The sequence below is a fragment of the Mesorhizobium sp. M1406 genome (assembly GCF_040317555.1).
Taxonomy (GTDB): domain Bacteria; phylum Pseudomonadota; class Alphaproteobacteria; order Rhizobiales; family Rhizobiaceae; genus Mesorhizobium.
In genome coordinates, this window is the sequence record NZ_JAMYKW010000010.1 from 56,982 (window position 1) to 71,703 (window position 14,722).

At 64.1% G+C, this 14,722-nt stretch carries 15 protein-coding genes; all 15 read left to right on the forward strand.

Annotation, left to right across the window (positions count from 1 at the left end; genetic code table 11):
- Positions 1 to 5 precede the first annotated feature (5 nt).
- The 15 genes from flgG to NKH03_RS11760 all read left to right on the forward strand — a co-directional run bounded on the left by flgG (position 6) and on the right by NKH03_RS11760 (position 14,687).
- Complete coding sequence (gene flgG, locus NKH03_RS11690) at positions 6 to 794, forward strand: flagellar basal-body rod protein FlgG (RefSeq protein ID WP_352863388.1); 789 nt, start codon at positions 6 to 8, stop codon at positions 792 to 794.
- Positions 795 to 800: 6 nt separating this feature from the next.
- Positions 801 to 1,325, forward strand: a complete 525-nt coding sequence (gene flgA / locus NKH03_RS11695) for a flagellar basal body P-ring formation chaperone FlgA (RefSeq protein WP_352968553.1) — start codon at positions 801 to 803, stop codon at positions 1,323 to 1,325.
- Positions 1,322 to 2,563 carry a flagellar basal body P-ring protein FlgI gene (locus NKH03_RS11700; protein WP_352968491.1) on the forward strand — a complete coding sequence of 414 codons (1,242 nt, stop codon included), beginning with the start codon at positions 1,322 to 1,324 and terminating at the stop codon, positions 2,561 to 2,563. Before flgA ends, NKH03_RS11700 begins: the two co-directional genes overlap by 4 nt.
- A gap of 3 nt (positions 2,564 to 2,566) precedes the next feature.
- On the forward strand, positions 2,567 to 3,154 hold the full coding sequence (locus NKH03_RS11705; RefSeq protein ID WP_502910870.1) for a MotE family protein: 588 nt from the start codon (positions 2,567 to 2,569) through the stop codon (positions 3,152 to 3,154).
- Positions 3,151 to 3,861 carry a flagellar basal body L-ring protein FlgH gene (flgH, locus tag NKH03_RS11710; protein WP_352863380.1) on the forward strand — a complete coding sequence of 237 codons (711 nt, stop codon included), beginning with the start codon at positions 3,151 to 3,153 and terminating at the stop codon, positions 3,859 to 3,861. The genes NKH03_RS11705 and flgH overlap by 4 nt, the downstream gene beginning before the upstream one ends.
- Positions 3,862 to 3,880: 19 nt before the next feature.
- Positions 3,881 to 4,375 carry a flagellar basal body-associated FliL family protein gene (locus tag NKH03_RS11715; protein ID WP_352863378.1) on the forward strand — a complete coding sequence of 165 codons (495 nt, stop codon included), beginning with the start codon at positions 3,881 to 3,883 and terminating at the stop codon, positions 4,373 to 4,375.
- Positions 4,372 to 5,103, forward strand: coding sequence for a flagellar type III secretion system pore protein FliP (gene fliP, locus NKH03_RS11720; RefSeq protein ID WP_352863376.1), 732 nt, complete (start codon positions 4,372 to 4,374; stop codon positions 5,101 to 5,103). Before NKH03_RS11715 ends, fliP begins: the two co-directional genes overlap by 4 nt.
- 233 nt (positions 5,104 to 5,336) lie before the next feature.
- On the forward strand, positions 5,337 to 6,332 hold the full coding sequence (locus NKH03_RS11725) for a flagellin N-terminal helical domain-containing protein (RefSeq protein ID WP_352863374.1): 996 nt from the start codon (positions 5,337 to 5,339) through the stop codon (positions 6,330 to 6,332).
- A 262-nt stretch (positions 6,333 to 6,594) separates the two neighbouring features.
- Positions 6,595 to 7,662, forward strand: a complete 1,068-nt coding sequence (locus tag NKH03_RS11730; RefSeq protein WP_352877934.1) for a flagellin N-terminal helical domain-containing protein — start codon at positions 6,595 to 6,597, stop codon at positions 7,660 to 7,662.
- A gap of 134 nt (positions 7,663 to 7,796) precedes the next feature.
- The gene (fliF, locus tag NKH03_RS11735) at positions 7,797 to 9,443 is read left to right on the forward strand and encodes a flagellar basal-body MS-ring/collar protein FliF (protein ID WP_352863371.1); all 1,647 of its coding nucleotides are present in this window, start codon (positions 7,797 to 7,799) and stop codon (positions 9,441 to 9,443) included.
- A 2-nt stretch (positions 9,444 to 9,445) separates the two neighbouring features.
- The gene (locus NKH03_RS11740) at positions 9,446 to 10,072 is read left to right on the forward strand and encodes a hypothetical protein (RefSeq protein WP_352968492.1); all 627 of its coding nucleotides are present in this window, start codon (positions 9,446 to 9,448) and stop codon (positions 10,070 to 10,072) included.
- A complete protein-coding gene (locus NKH03_RS11745) occupies positions 10,069 to 11,409 on the forward strand; it encodes a MotB family protein (RefSeq protein WP_352968494.1) in 1,341 nt (446 codons plus the stop codon). The genes NKH03_RS11740 and NKH03_RS11745 overlap by 4 nt, the downstream gene beginning before the upstream one ends.
- Entirely contained in the window at positions 11,406 to 12,770 is a 1,365-nt protein-coding gene (locus NKH03_RS11750) for a MotC family chemotaxis protein (RefSeq protein ID WP_352968495.1), read from the forward strand. Before NKH03_RS11745 ends, NKH03_RS11750 begins: the two co-directional genes overlap by 4 nt.
- Positions 12,767 to 14,170 (forward strand): flagellar hook-length control protein FliK, encoded by a 1,404-nt coding sequence (fliK, locus tag NKH03_RS11755; RefSeq protein WP_352968496.1) that lies wholly within the window; start codon positions 12,767 to 12,769, stop codon positions 14,168 to 14,170. Before NKH03_RS11750 ends, fliK begins: the two co-directional genes overlap by 4 nt.
- On the forward strand, positions 14,103 to 14,687 hold the full coding sequence (locus NKH03_RS11760; RefSeq protein WP_352968497.1) for a transglycosylase SLT domain-containing protein: 585 nt from the start codon (positions 14,103 to 14,105) through the stop codon (positions 14,685 to 14,687). The genes fliK and NKH03_RS11760 overlap by 68 nt, the downstream gene beginning before the upstream one ends.
- Positions 14,688 to 14,722: the final 35 nt, after the last annotated feature.

The window sequence follows — 14,722 nt, forward strand, 5'->3', positions numbered from 1 at the left end:
CCGCCATGAAAGCACTCGCCATCGCCGCCACCGGCATGAATGCCCAGCAGACAAATCTGGAAGTCATCGCCAACAACATCGCCAACATCAACACCACCGGCTACAAGCGCGCCCGTGCCGAATTCTCCGACCTGCTCTACCAGGTCGATCGCACGCAGGGTGTGCCCAACCGCTCCAATGCCTCGCTGGTGCCGGAGGGCGTCTCGATCGGCCTCGGCGTCAAGACGACGGCCGTGCGCAACGTTCACACCCAGGGCGAACTGACCAGCACCGGCAACAGTTTCGACCTGGCGCTGACCGGCAGGGGCTGGTTCCAGATCGAAGGTGCCGACGGCGGCACGCTCTACAGCCGCGCCGGCGCCCTCAACACCAACGCGACAGGCCAGTTGGTGACGGTCGACGGCGCTGCCGTCATTCCGGCCATCAACGTCCCCGTCGATGCCGTCGAGGTCATCATCAATAAGACGGGACAGGTCTTCGCTCGCATCGACGGCCAGACCGACCTTCAGAACCTCGGCCAGCTTCAGATCGCCAATTTCGCCAACGAGGCGGGCCTGGCACCGCTCGGCGACAATTTGTTCCAGGAAACCACGGCTTCGGGACCAGCGAATGTCGGCGTCCCCGGCGATCCCGGTTTCGCCACCATCCAGCAAGGTTACCTCGAGGCTTCCAACGTCGACCCGGTCAAGGAAATCACCGAGCTGATCTCGGCGCAGCGCGCCTATGAGATGAACTCCAAGGTCATCCAGGCCGCCGACGACATGGCCTCCGTCGTCTCCAAGAACATCAGGTAACGGATGATGGCCATGCCGATCTCCTGCTCAGCATTCCGCCGCACCGCGCTCGTCCTTGCGCTGGTGACCGGTGGCATGCCGGCGTTTGCCCAGGAATCGACAAACCAATCAGCCACCCAGATCGCCAGCAATCAACCTGTCGGCGAGGTGGTGCTGATACCCAACCGGGTCATCTATCCCGGCCAGACCATCGAACTTACGGCCTTGAAACAGGTGATCCTCATCGCCGGCAAGCACAAGCCGGACGGAGTCGTCACACGGGCCGAGGAACTCGACGGCAAGGTCGCCAAGCGCACCCTGCTGCCCGGCCGCTACATCCCTTCCACCGCCATCCGCGTGGCCTGGCTGGTCGAACAGGGTGCGTCCGTGCAGGTCTTCTTCATCGCCGGCGGACTGACGATCTCGGCGACCGCCGTGACGCTGCAGCCGGGTGCCGCGGGCGACCTCGTCAAGGTCCGCAACATCGACAGCGGCAAGATCCTGTCCGGCACGGTGATGGCGGATGGAACCATCCAGGTCAGCGCTTCATGATGCGCGGACTTACCCTGGTATTGGCAGCCGTGCTTGGCCTGCAGCCGGCACTGGCCGACGGCCTGACGCCGAAGGCCAAGCGCGAGCTCGCCGCCAAGAATGGCGGCGTCTACAACGATCCCGAATATGATCCGGCCACCACCAGCCGCATGTTCCGGGTTTCCACCGGGCCGAGTTCCCTGCCGCCGGGCCAGGTCGCCTCGCGCATCAAGGACATCGCCCAGCTGCAGAGTTCGCGCGACAACCAGCTGGTCGGCTACGGCCTGGTCATCGGCCTTGCCGGATCGGGCGATAGCCTACGCAACTCGCCGTTCACCGAACAGTCTATTCGCGCCATGCTCGAAAATCTCGGCATCGCCACCGAAGGCGGCCGCGCGCGCGCCAAGAACGTCGCCGCCGTCATTGTCACCGCCAACATGCCGCCCTACGTGCAGTCGGGCGCCCGCATCGACATCGACGTCTCCTCGATGGGCGACGCGACCTCGCTCGCCGGCGGAACGCTGATCATGACGCCGCTGAAGGCGGCGGACGGCGAGATCTATGCCGTTGGACAGGGCTCGGTGATCGTTTCCGGCTTTACCGCCAAGGGGCAGGCCGAGCAGCTGACGCAAGGCGTGCCGACCTCCGGCCGCGTGCCGAACGGTGCCATCGTCGAGCGTGCTGTCCAGGCCGAGTTCGACGATCAGGCAACACTGACGCTGCAACTGCGCAATCCCGACTTCTCGACCGCCATTCGTATCGCCGATGCCATCAACGATTACACCAGCCAGCGCTTCGGCGCGCGGGTGGCGGCCGAGCGCGATTCACGCACCGTGCAGATCAGAAGGCCAAAGGGTGTTTCGGCGGCCCGCTTCTATGCCGAGATTGAAAACCTGGTGGTCGAATCCGACACGCCGGCCCGTGTCGTCATCGACGAGCGCACCGGCACCATCGTCATCGGCAACGACGTCAAGATCTCGCGGGTCGCCATCAGTCACGGCACGCTCACCGTGCGCATCACCGAAGCACCGCGCGTCGTGCAGCCCGAGCCCTTCTCCAAGGGCGAGACCGCCGTCGAACCGTTCACCGCCATCGAAGCCAGCCGGCCCGATGCCCGCGTTGCCGTGCTTGATGGTCCCGATCTCCAGACCCTGGTTTCCGGCCTCAACCGGCTCGGCGTCAAGCCGGACGGCATCATTGCCATTCTGCAGGGCATCAAGTCGGCCGGCGCCCTGCAGGCCGACCTGGTTCTGCAATAGGCTATGCCGATGACGCGCTCGTTCTCACGCCATGAAAGATATCGCCCCGTCGCAATCCTGCTCGTGACCGCCGTTCTCGCGGCGCTGCCCTTTGCCAGCGATACCGCACGTGGTGAGGAGGCGGTCCGCCAGGTCTTGCCGGGAGCACCGGTCGTAGCGCCCCCGCAGCAATTGGCGCGAGAGAAGGCACCCGACCAAAGCGAGATCGAGCGTTTTTGCTCCAATATCGCCGACGCCGCCCGCGACCGCCGCTATGTCTTGCAGGCGGAGGAACTGAAGCAGCTCCAGGCCGGCATCGACCAGCGCATGAAGGCACTGGAGGAAAAAAAGGCCGAATACGAGACCTGGCTGAAGCGACGTGAGGTTTTCCTGGCCCGGGCCGAAGACGGCGTGGTCCAGATCTATGCCGGCATGAAGCCTGACGCCGCCGCCGAGCGGCTGGCCATCGTCAACGCCGATCTGGCGGCGGCCATATTGATGAAGCTCGATTCCCGCAAGGCGAGCGTCATCCTCAACGAAATGGACCAGAAGGCGGCGGCGACGCTCACCGGCATCATGGCCAGCGCAGCCCGAAGGGTAGACCCGTCATGATCCGCAAGATGCTCGTCCTGTGCGCGGTCGCCATGTTGTCCGGTTGTGGAACCAACCTGAAGGAGGTCGGCAGGGAACCGGCTCTGTCACCGGTCGGCTCCGGCATCGACGACGGCAGCGCCTCTTCCCTCTATCGCTATCCGGAAACGCCGCCCGCGCCGCCCAGGAAATTCTCGTTGTGGGATGACCGCCAGAGCCGATTGTTCACCGATCCGCGGGCGCTGTCCCAGGGCGACATCCTGACCGTCAAGATCAGGATCAATGACCGGGCCAACTTCAAGAACCAGAACGACAGGAGCCGCACCGCCAACCGCAAGCTCGGTTTCGACATCAGCGCGCAATGGGACAAGATCGGCAGCACCGCCGGCAAGGGTGCTGGCGCTCTGAACTCCACCACGGACACGACGGCCGATGGCGAAATCAAGCGATCGGAAACCCTGGAGCTCAATGTCGCCGCCATCGTCATCGATGTCCTGCCGAACGGCAATTTGATGATCAAGGGATCGCAGGAAGTGCGCGTCAACGCCGAACTCAGGGTGCTGACCATCGCCGGCATCGTGCGGCCGGCCGATATCGGCGCCGAGAACACCATCCCCTACGAACGCATCGCCGAAGCGCGCATCTCCTATGGCGGACGCGGCCGCATCACCGAGGTCCAGCAACCTGCCTATGGCCAGCAGGTTCTCGACCAGGTTCTTCCGTTCTAGGATTGGGGAACACCGCGCCGTGGCAAATGTCGAACAGGTTCAGCCCCGCAAGGGTCCTTCGCTCGCCGTCCAGGGCGGCATGCTGCTGGTGGTGACGGCGGCCGCCATCGGCATGGGCTGGATGTCCGGCGGCTATCTCAAAGGCGTCGATGCACCTGCGTCGGTACCGGCGGCGCCTGAGAACGAAGGCAAGGCCGAGCAGCCGGCTTCGGCCGACCAGCCAGGCGTGGGGCCGACGCTCGTCGTGCTGGCGCCGATCACCACCAATATCGCTTCGCCCGCCGATACCTGGATCAGGATGGAGGTGTCCGTCGTCTATGATGGGCCGCAGCCACAGGCAATGTCGGACGACATCCACCAGGATCTTCTGGCCTTGGTGCGCACCTTGAAGATGCATCAGATCGAGGGCGCCAGCGGCTACCAGCACCTGAAGGCCGATCTCGAGGAACGCGCCTCGATCCGCAGCCAGGGTCACGCCAAACAGGTTCTCATCAGGACATTGCTGCTCGAATGAGAAAGTTCCTTCTCGCCACGGCGATGATCGCCGCCGCCACCTCCGTCGCGGCGGCCCAGCAGCTCGATCTCGGCGGCATCGGCAAGGCCGATGGCACCACCGTCGGCTACATCATCCAGATGTTCGGCCTGCTGACCGTGCTGTCGGTGGCCCCGGGCCTGCTGATCATGGTGACCAGCTTCACCCGCTTCGTCATCGCCTTCTCGATCCTGCGCGCAGGCATCGGCCTGCAGTCGACGCCGGCAAACCTAATTTTGATTTCTCTGTCGCTGTTCATGACCTTCTATGTCATGGCGCCGACCTTCGATCAGGCCTGGAACACCGGCGTCAAGCCGCTGATGGACAACCAGATCACCCAGACCGAAGCCTTTGACAAGATTTCCGATCCGTTCCGCACATTCATGCTGCGTAATGTGCGCGACAAGGACTTCGACCTTTTCGCCGATCTCGCGCGTGAGCGCGGCCAGACCGTTTCGCGTGACACCGTCGACCTGCGCATCCTGGTACCCGCCTTCATGATCTCGGAGATCCGGCGCGGCTTCGAGATCGGCTTCCTGATCGTGCTGCCATTCCTGGTCATCGACATGATCGTCGCGACGATCACCATGGCGATGGGCATGATGATGCTGCCGCCGACAGTGGTGTCGCTGCCGTTCAAGATCCTGTTCTTCGTCCTGATCGACGGCTGGAATCTGCTTGTCGGCAGCCTTGTGCGCTCCTTCAACTGACCCCGGCAACTGAATCCCGCAGCGCCGCTCTGGCGCGCTGCTCCGGCGCAGAATTCACGCAATATATTTTCGATTAACCGTCCGGTTTAGCCCTTTGGTAGGGACTTGCCCGCATATTCGCTCGCAGATGGCGGGTGATCGAATTCCAGAGATCATTGGCATGATGCCGCACCGTCATACCGGTAGAGCCGGTATGTCAAAAAAACACGTGTAAAATCAGGGTACGAGTAGCCATGTCCAGCATCATGACGAACACTGCCGCGTTGACGGCACTGCAGAGCCTGAACTCCACCAACAAGAACCTCGAAGCCACCCAGTCCCGCATCTCGACCGGCTACAAGGTCTCGCAGGCCTCGGACAACGCCGCTTACTGGTCGATCGCGACCACGATGCGTTCCGACAACCAGGCAATGTCCACCGTTTCGGACTCGCTCGGCCTCGGCGCCTCGAAAGTCGACACCGCCTACACCGGCATGAACAGCGCGATCACCACCATCAACCAGATACAGCAGAAGCTGACTGCATCTTACGGCCAGACGGATGCCTCCAAGGAAAAGACCCAGGTCGAAATCGCCGCTCTTCAGAAGCAGTTGAAGGCCTATGCCGATGGCGCCACCTTCTCCGGCACCAACATGCTGTCCGTAAACAGCGGCGCGACAGCCACGACGGCGGCCGACGTCAAGATCGTTTCGGCCTTCAACCGCAGCGCCACCGGCGCGGTTTCGATCTCGACGATCGACGTCAACGTGGAAAGCATCAAGCTGTATGAAGCTGGTACCACCGCGACACTCGCGAAGGGCATCCTCGACACGCTCCGCGTTGGCTCCACCGGTACGGCCACCCTTACTGCCTCGGCCCCGACCCTGGGCGCCGCGGCTGCAGGCACCGACACCTATTCGGTCGCCTCGCTGACCATCTTCGCGGGTGGCGTCGCTGCCAGTGATAGTCAGATCGCGCAGCAGATGACCGTCGTCGACGCGGCGCTCAAGGACATGACCAACGCCGCCACCAAGCTCGGCGCGGCCAAGAGCAGTATCGACCTGCAGAAGACCTTCACCTCGAACCTGATGGACTCCATCGATCGCGGCATCGGCCAGCTCGTTGACGCCGACATGAACAAGGAATCGACCCGTCTGCAGGCCCTGCAGGTCCAGCAGCAGCTCGGCATCCAGGCGCTGTCGATCGCCAATGGCTCGTCGCAGTCGATCCTGTCGCTCTTCCGCGGCTAATCGCTCTCAATCGACTACAGCTAGACAATCGGGCCGCGCCAAAAGCGCGGCTCGATTTGCGTTTTTGCTCCAGCCCCGCGCAACCGTCACTCCTTAACTCTCGAAAGCCAGCGCTTAACAAGCTGTTAACCATGTCGCGCTAGTTATGGTTAACCAATAGCTTACAACAGTTGGCGAATCGGCCCTACCGGCACGATAGCAGCGTTGAACGGGCCTATCCGGCATGTCTGAGCATGTCGGCTTTTGAGAAGGAGCGACTTTCTTGGCGAGCATCATGACAAACGCTTCGGCGTTAACCGCGCTTCAAAGCCTCAGCGCCACCAACAAGTCGCTCGAGCAGACGCAGGCTCGTATATCGACGGGCTATCGGGTCTCGCAGGCCTCCGACAACGCCGCCTACTGGTCGATCGCCACCACGATGCGCTCGGACAACCAGGCCCTGTCGACGGTGCAGGATGCGCTCGGCCTCGGCGCCTCGAAAGTCGATACCGCCTATACCGGCATGAACAATGTGCTGACGACCATCGGCCAGATCAAGACCAAGCTGCTTTCGACCGTCGGCCAGACGGATGCAGCCAAGGCAAAAACCCAGACCGAGATCAAGGCGCTTCAGGCGCAGATGAAGTCCTTTGCCGATGCGGCCACTTTCTCCGGCTCCAATTTCCTTGCGGTGACCTCCAAGCAGGTCGCGGCCAACTATGACGGCGTCCAGCCCGACTCCCAGATTGTTTCTTCATTCAATCGCTCCTCATCCGGCGCCATCTCGATCGGAACGATCGACATCGATGTCGAGAGCACCAAGCTCTTTGACTACGGCCTTGCCACCGACGTGAAGAACTATGGCACCCTCGATCGCCAGACTTCCATCTATTCCACGGGAGCCGCCCAGACGGAGTATGACACAGCCTATGCTGCCGCGATCGCCGGCGGAGGGACTGATATCGCCGCGAACACCGCGGGCCAAGCCGCTGTTACCGGCACCCCCGCCAAGGTCGACAACATCTCGGCCTACAACCTCGACATCACCGCACCTGGGATAACCGACGATATCATCACGCAGATGGTGAACAGGATCGACAAGGTCATGGCTCAGCTGACCGACTCCGCCACCATCCTCGGCTCCGCCAAGAGCAGCATCGACCTGCAGAAGACCTTCACCCAGAGCCTGATGGACTCCATCGATCGCGGCGTCGGTCAGCTCGTCGATGCCGACATGAACAAGGAATCGACCCGCCTCCAGGCGCTGCAAGTGCAGCAACAACTCGGCGTCCAGGCGCTGTCGATCGCCAACAGCGCCTCGCAGTCGATCCTGTCGCTGTTCAAGAACTAGTCACTGGCGCCACCGGCGCGATCCCTACTCATCCCGATTGACGGGCCGCGCCGCAAGCGCGGCCCGATTTCATTTTCGCACAAGCTTCGAGGACTACTGTTCCGGCGGACAATCATGCTGGGAGTCGTCGAACCGTGCCGGAACAGATCCAGAGCATCATCTCGAATCTCCGCGGGTTTGGCGTGAAGCGCCTTGCCATGCTGGCGGGCATCGCCGTTCTGGTGATGGGCGTCATCGGCATCGCCTCGGTCTATCTCAACCGCCCCGCCTACGACACGCTCTATGTCGGGCTCGACCGCGCGGACGTGAACCAGATCGGGCTGGTGCTGGGCGAAGCCGGCATCGGCTTCGACGTCGGCGCCGACGGAACCTCGGTGCTGGTGCCGGCCGGCACCACCGCGCAGGCGCGCATGCTGCTTGCCGAAAAGGGCCTGCCGACGAGCGCCAATGCCGGCTACGAACTGTTCGACAATGTCGGTTCACTCGGCCTCACCTCCTTCATGCAGCAGATCACCCGCGTGCGCGCGCTGGAAGGCGAGATCGCCCGCACCATCCAGTCGATATCGGGCATCAAGGCGGCGCGCGTCCACATCGTCATGTCCGAACGTGCCAATTTCCGCCGCGACGAGCAGCAGCCTTCCGCCTCGGTGGTCATCCGCTACGCCGGCATCGACGCCGAGAAGAGCGCCATGTCGATCCGCCATCTGGTCGCCGCCGCCGTCCCTGGCCTGTCGGCCGACAAGGTGACGGTGCTCGATTCCAGCGGCAATCTGCTGGCCGCGGGCGATGATCCTTCCAACACCAGCGCCGCCCGCACGCTCGGCGTCGAGCAGACCGTCGAAGCGCAGATCGGCGACAACATCCGCCGTGCCCTGACGGCCTATCTCGGCCCTGACAACTTCCGCGCCAGCGTCAAGGCCGAGGTCAACACCGACACCCGTCAGACCGAAGAAACCATCTTCGATCCGAACTCCCGCGTCGAGCGCTCGGTGCAGTCGGTGCGCGCCAACGAGAACAACAACCAGAAGCAGGCCTCGACCCCGGCCAGCGTCGAGCAGAACCTGCCCGAGACCCAGGCAACCGCCACCGATGGTCCACAATCTTCTTCGCAGAACGACCGCAGGGAAGAGATCACCAACTACGAGATCAATTCCAAGAAGATCGCCACTGTCTCCAACGGTTACACCGTCACCAAGATGTCGATTGCCGTCGTCGTCAACCAGCAGCGGCTGATGACCATACTCGGCAAGGACGCCACGCCGGAGCAGATTGCCAAGCGTGTCGCCGACATCCAGAAAATGGTGACCTCGGCCACCGGCCTGGACGAGAAGCGCGGCGACGTCATCGACGTCTCGGCTGTCGAGTTCATCGACGGGCTGGATGGCGAGGCGGTCCCTCAGGCTGGAATGCTCGATTCCATTGGCCAGCATGCCGGCACTTTGATCAATGCCGGCGCTTTCATCGTCGTCGTGTTCCTGGTCGCCTTCTTCGGTCTGAGGCCGATGGCGTCGGCGCTGACGGCGAAGGCGACACCGGCCCTGTCAGGTCCCAGCTTCGATGACGTGCAGCGCTCGCTGCCGACGCCGGAAGCAACGGCCGCCGCCGACAATGCCGCGGTCGCCGCCCTGCCCGGCTCGCGCCCAGGTCCGACGCCGCTCGACGATCTTCGCCAGAAGATCAGACCTGCGCCGCAGGATCGGCTTGCCCGAATGGTCGACCTCAACGAGGAGCGCACCGCGCAGATCCTGCGTAAATGGGCAGCCCAGGAAGTTGCGGTGTAACCATGCCCTCCGCAGCCCTCTTCGACCTTCTGCCTGATTTCGGCACACGCACGCAACGTGCCAGCAAGGCCCAGGCCACGGTCGATCCCCAACACAATCCGGAGACGCCGGCCCCGCAAGCCGATATCGGCACGCTGATTGCGGAAGCGGTTGTCCAGGCCGAGGCTGCGCTTGAGGCGCGCCTTTCGGTTGCGCATGAAGCAGCGCTCGAAGCCGAACGCCAGGCCAATGCAGAGGAAGCAAGGGTATTTCTAGAAAGCCTCGGCGACGATGTCGGCAGGGCGGTCTCGTCGCGCATCGATGCCATGGAGGCGCGTGTCACCGGGCTTGTCGCCGCCACGGTCGCCCGCATCATCGGCGGCATCGTCAGCGACGACTTGCAGAAACGTTCGATGGAGGCACTGGCCGGCGCCGTACGCGAAGCGGTCGGCGATGCCGAAGCGGTGCGCATCGTCGTGCGCGGGCCTCTCTCACTGTTCGAAACACTGAGGGCATCGCTTGGGCTCCGCGCCGCCAATCTCGACTTCGTCGAGGCACCGGGTTTCGACCTCACCGTCGCCATCGACGAGGCGGTGTTCGAGACGCGCATGGCCGAATGGTCGACGACCCTTTCAGAGGTCCTGGCATGAGCGTCGCCGAGGCCGGACACACACCCCACGAAATCATCATAGTGCGGCGTGGTCATGACGACCATGACGAGGCCCACCATGGCGGCGTCTGGAAGATCGCCTTCGCCGATTTCATGACGGCCATGATGTGTTTCTTCCTGGTCATGTGGCTGATCAACGCCGCCAACGAGCAGACCAAGGCAGCCGTCGCCAGCTACTTCAACCCGGTCAAGCTGGTCGACCGCAATTCGAGCCGCAAGGGCCTGGAGGATCTCGGCGACGGTCCGCGCGCGATCGGGACGACGGCCGACAATCCGAAGAAGGCGACCAACAAGGCCGGTCAGGACGGCGACGGCTCGGCGGACCGCAAACAGGACAAGCAAGAACTCCCGCAGGCGGAACACTCCGACGAGCATCTGTTCGCCGATCCTTACGCGGTGCTTTCGGAAATCGCCACCGATACCGGTGTCATGCAGAACGTCAGTCAGAAGGGCGACGGCGGCGCGCAGGCCGCCGGCCCGGCGACAGGCGCCTCCGGCGGCGCCTCCTATCGCGATCCCTTCGAGCCTGATTTCTGGTCGCAGCAGGTGGCGGCGCCCGCCGCCGAGGCTAGTGCCGAGCGCACCAGGATCGAGGGCGATCCGGCCAAGCCCGGCGACAAGGCCGCCGAAACGCAAGTGCTCAAAGTCAAAGCCGTACCGCCTGTCGCGGCCGCACCGCTCGAGCCGCTGGCCCAGGATGCGACCGGCAAGCAAGCCATGAACCTCGCCAAGGCCGGCGACACGAAGCCAAGCGAGATCAAACCGGACGAGATGAAACCGGACTCAGCCAAGGGCGAGCCCGAAGCGCAGAAGGCCGCCAAGCCCGACGCCGGCGAGAAGGCGCCGACCGCCGCCGCCATCAAGGCCGCGGCCGACGTCAAGCGGCAGTTGGCCGATGCCTTCAAGCCCGGCGACAAGCTGCACGACGGCGTCTCGGTTGAAGCCACCGACAAGGGCGTCGTCATCTCGATCACCGACCAGTTCGACTTCGGCATGTTCGAGGTCGGCTCGGCGCTGCCGCGCCGCGAACTTGTGCTGGCGATGGAGAAGATCGGCCGCATCGTCAACGCCCAGAAAGGCACCATCAGCATCAACGGCCACACCGACGCCCGGCCGTTCCGCAGCGATAGCTACGACAATTGGCGACTGTCGACGGCGCGTGCGCATTCCGCCTACTACATGCTCGTGCGCGGCGGCGTCGACGAACGTCGCATAACCGAGGTCGCCGGCTTCGCCGACCGCCATCCGAAGGATCCCAAGGATCCATTGTCGGCCGTGAACCGCCGCATCGAAATCCTGATGGCGACCGGCGGATGAGGCGAGCAGCCGTCACCAGCCGGTTGATTGGCCTGCTGCTGCTGGCCGGCGGACACCCGTCGACCGGCTTCGCCCAGGACGCGCTGCAGCCGTATCAGCTGGTGCGCTCGCTGCAGCTCATCCAGGACCGCATAGCCGTCGGCGATCATGCCGCCCTGCCGATGCAGGCCAAGCTGCTGGAGATGGCGGATGCGCGCCTGCGCGCGGCGGATGCCGAGGATTACAAGGATCCCAGGAACTTTCGCGCCCTGCTTGTCTACGGCATGAGCGGCGGCAATCCGGTGACCGTCGAGGTCGCCACGTCGCGCGCCACGACGGACCCGCAAAGCCTTGTCATAGCCAAAGGCGTGATCGACTACCTGACCGGCCGGCCCGGCGAGGCGATCGAAGCCTTGAGGCCGATCGATCCGCTGGCACTGCCTCCCGATCTCGGCGCTTTCCTTGCCCTGGTCAAAGGCTCGCTGCTTGCCGGCGACCAGCCGGCGGCCGCACTCCGTCTGCTCGATGAGGCAAGATTGCTCGGCCCCGGCACGCTGGTCGAGGAAGCGGCACTTCGCCGTTCGGTCGGCATTGCAGTCGCGCAAGGTGACGCGGCACGCTTCGCGCTTGCCTCCACCCAGTATGTCGAGCGCTACCTCCATTCGCCCTATGCCAGCCAGTTCGCCGACTCCTTCGTCTCCGGCGTCATCGCGCTGCATATGTCGATCAGCCAGGACAAGCTGGGCGACATCACCTCGATGATGGATTCCGAGCGCGAGAAGGTGATCTATCTGCGCATCGCCCGCCGCGCCGCGATCGATGGCCTGAACGACCTGTCGGCTTTTGCCTCGGCGCGGGCCGAGCAGGGCCGCGACGGCAACACCAACCAGGACGATCCTCGCGCCCTGCTCTATGCCAGCCTTTCCACCGTCACCTCGGGCACCATCGAGGACGTCCGCGCCAAGCTTGGCAAGATCGACCGCAGCCGGCTGTCGGAAGGCGATCGCGCCTTGCTCGACGCCGCGCAAGCTATTGCCGGCGAAGTCGTCGCGCCGCCCGCCGCCGTTCCCGAGGAAAGGCCTGCCCCTGTCGCGGCCGAGCAACCACCGGTGCCCGAGATCGCCACGGCGCAAGGCGCCGATGACAGCGGACTGCCACCGGTCGAAGGCGCGATCCCGGAGCAACCCGCCGTCACCGCGGCTTCCAACGGACCAGCCGCCAATGCGGCGGTTGCGGCGGCGTCTGGCGACGTGGCGACTGTCGTGCCGGCCTCGGCGCCATCGCCCGCTGCCGAGCCCACCGATCCGACCGACGCCGCCATGACCAGAACACGTCGACAGCTCGACCTTATCGACCAGATGCTTGGAGCCGCCCCCAAATGACCACCAGCCTCGGCTCGGCCCTGCCAGGATTTGCCTCCACGCGCGCGACGTCGGAGCAACCGGCCGCGAATGGCAGGAACGACGACGACGGCTTCGGCAAGATGCTGCACGGCGACACCGGTCCCGCCCGCCAAGAACGGCAGCCGACGACGGAAGCGGGATCTCGCGACCAGCGCTGGGGCAAGCTCGCTGCCGGTCTTGCCGGGCATGCCGGCAAGGCCGAGCCGCCATCGGCCGATCCAGAAAAGATCGCCTCGGTTAAAGGGCCGACCGTGAAAGCCAGCAAGGATGACCTGGAAGCAAAGTCGCACAAGGACGATGCCGACGCCGAAGAGACGGCTCCGGACGCCGATGCCGAGCCGCTTCAGGACGACCTGCCGCTGCTGATCGCATTTCATGACCTGCGCCATTTCTCGACATCGTCCAAGGCAGCCGGGCGCGATGCGGCACTGGGCGAGAGCCCGTCGGACCCGGCGCTCGACCGGCAGGCTCCACCGCCAAAGACCCACCGGTCAAAGTCCACGACCGGACAAGAGGCTCTCGAAACCATGTCGAAGCCGGAGCAGGCTTCGATCGCCGACGGACCTCTGACGGAACTTGACGCTCAGCCACAGAGCGCCGCCGGTGCTGTCTCGAGTGCGCCGAAACGCGACAACACGGTGGCAACCCAGAAGCAGCCGGACGCGCCGGCTGCCGACGTGCCCGGCGTACGGCCGAGGCACGCCGCATCGACGATGAAGAGTATCGAGGATGTCCAGTCCGCGATGCGGCCCGAGGCGGGAAAACAATCCCTGTCCGCCGCTCGCATCGACGTGGTGTCCGAACAGAGCTACCCGGCACCGCCGCAAAGTCCCATCAGCCAGGCAGCCCTCGATGTGATCAACGCCATAGCCGCCGACAACGGCCCGCAAAAGGCGCTTTCAGTCTCATCCGCGGCCACTCAGCCGGCCAGCCCTGTGGCCGTTCCGACACATGTGTTGAAGATCGAACTTCACCCCGCCGAACTCGGCATGGTGACGGCCAATCTTCGCCTCTCCGGAGAACAACTTTCGATTGAGCTGAAGCCCCAAACACATGACGCCTACCGTCGGCTGTCCGCCGACAGCGAGGCCATCGTCAAATCGCTGCGCGGGCTCGGGTTCGAGGTTGACAAGGTCACGATCCTGCAACCTTCGGTAGCAGTTCCCTCCACTGCCCGCACCGATGCAACCGCCCCTTTGCCGTCGGCAACAGGCCGCGATCCATCGTCCTTTCAACCGGGGAATTCGGGAACTGGCAGTAGTGGAGCCGGCGGCCAGCAACCGGGCCGGCAGTCCACGGGGAACCGCAACGATGACGCGCAGGACTACGGCCGCGGCACTTCGCCTTCTCGCGAGCGCGCTGGCGATATCTTTATCTAGCGTCGCGAGTGCCGCCGCTGCCACCACCAACCCATGCGAGCCGGAGATCCTGCGCGCCGCCGATCGCTATGGCGTGCCCGCCGGCATCCTCTACGCGGTCGGCTTGACGGAGACCGGCAACAAGGGCAGCCTTCAACCCAATGCCTTGAATATAGAGGGAAAAGCGGTCTTCCCACGAAGCCGGGCCGAAGCGCTTGCCGCCTTCGCCGACGCCCGCCGCGAGGGCAAGACGCTGATCGACCTGGGCTGCATGCAGATCAACCATCACTACCACGCGTCGCATTTTCGCAGCGTCGAGGACATGCTCGACCCACGCCAGAACGTCGACTACGCGGCGCGCTTCCTGGCCAGCCTCCATGCCCGCCACGAGACCTGGTCGATGGCCGTCGCTCGCTATCATGCCGGTCCCGACAACGATCCCGCGCAGAAGACCTATGTCTGTCGCGTCATTGCCAACATGGTCGCCACCGGCTTTGGAAAATGGACCGCGAACGCCCGCGGCTTCTGCAACCCATAAGCGTATTTTCAGCTTCTAATAAAGCAACCGCACAA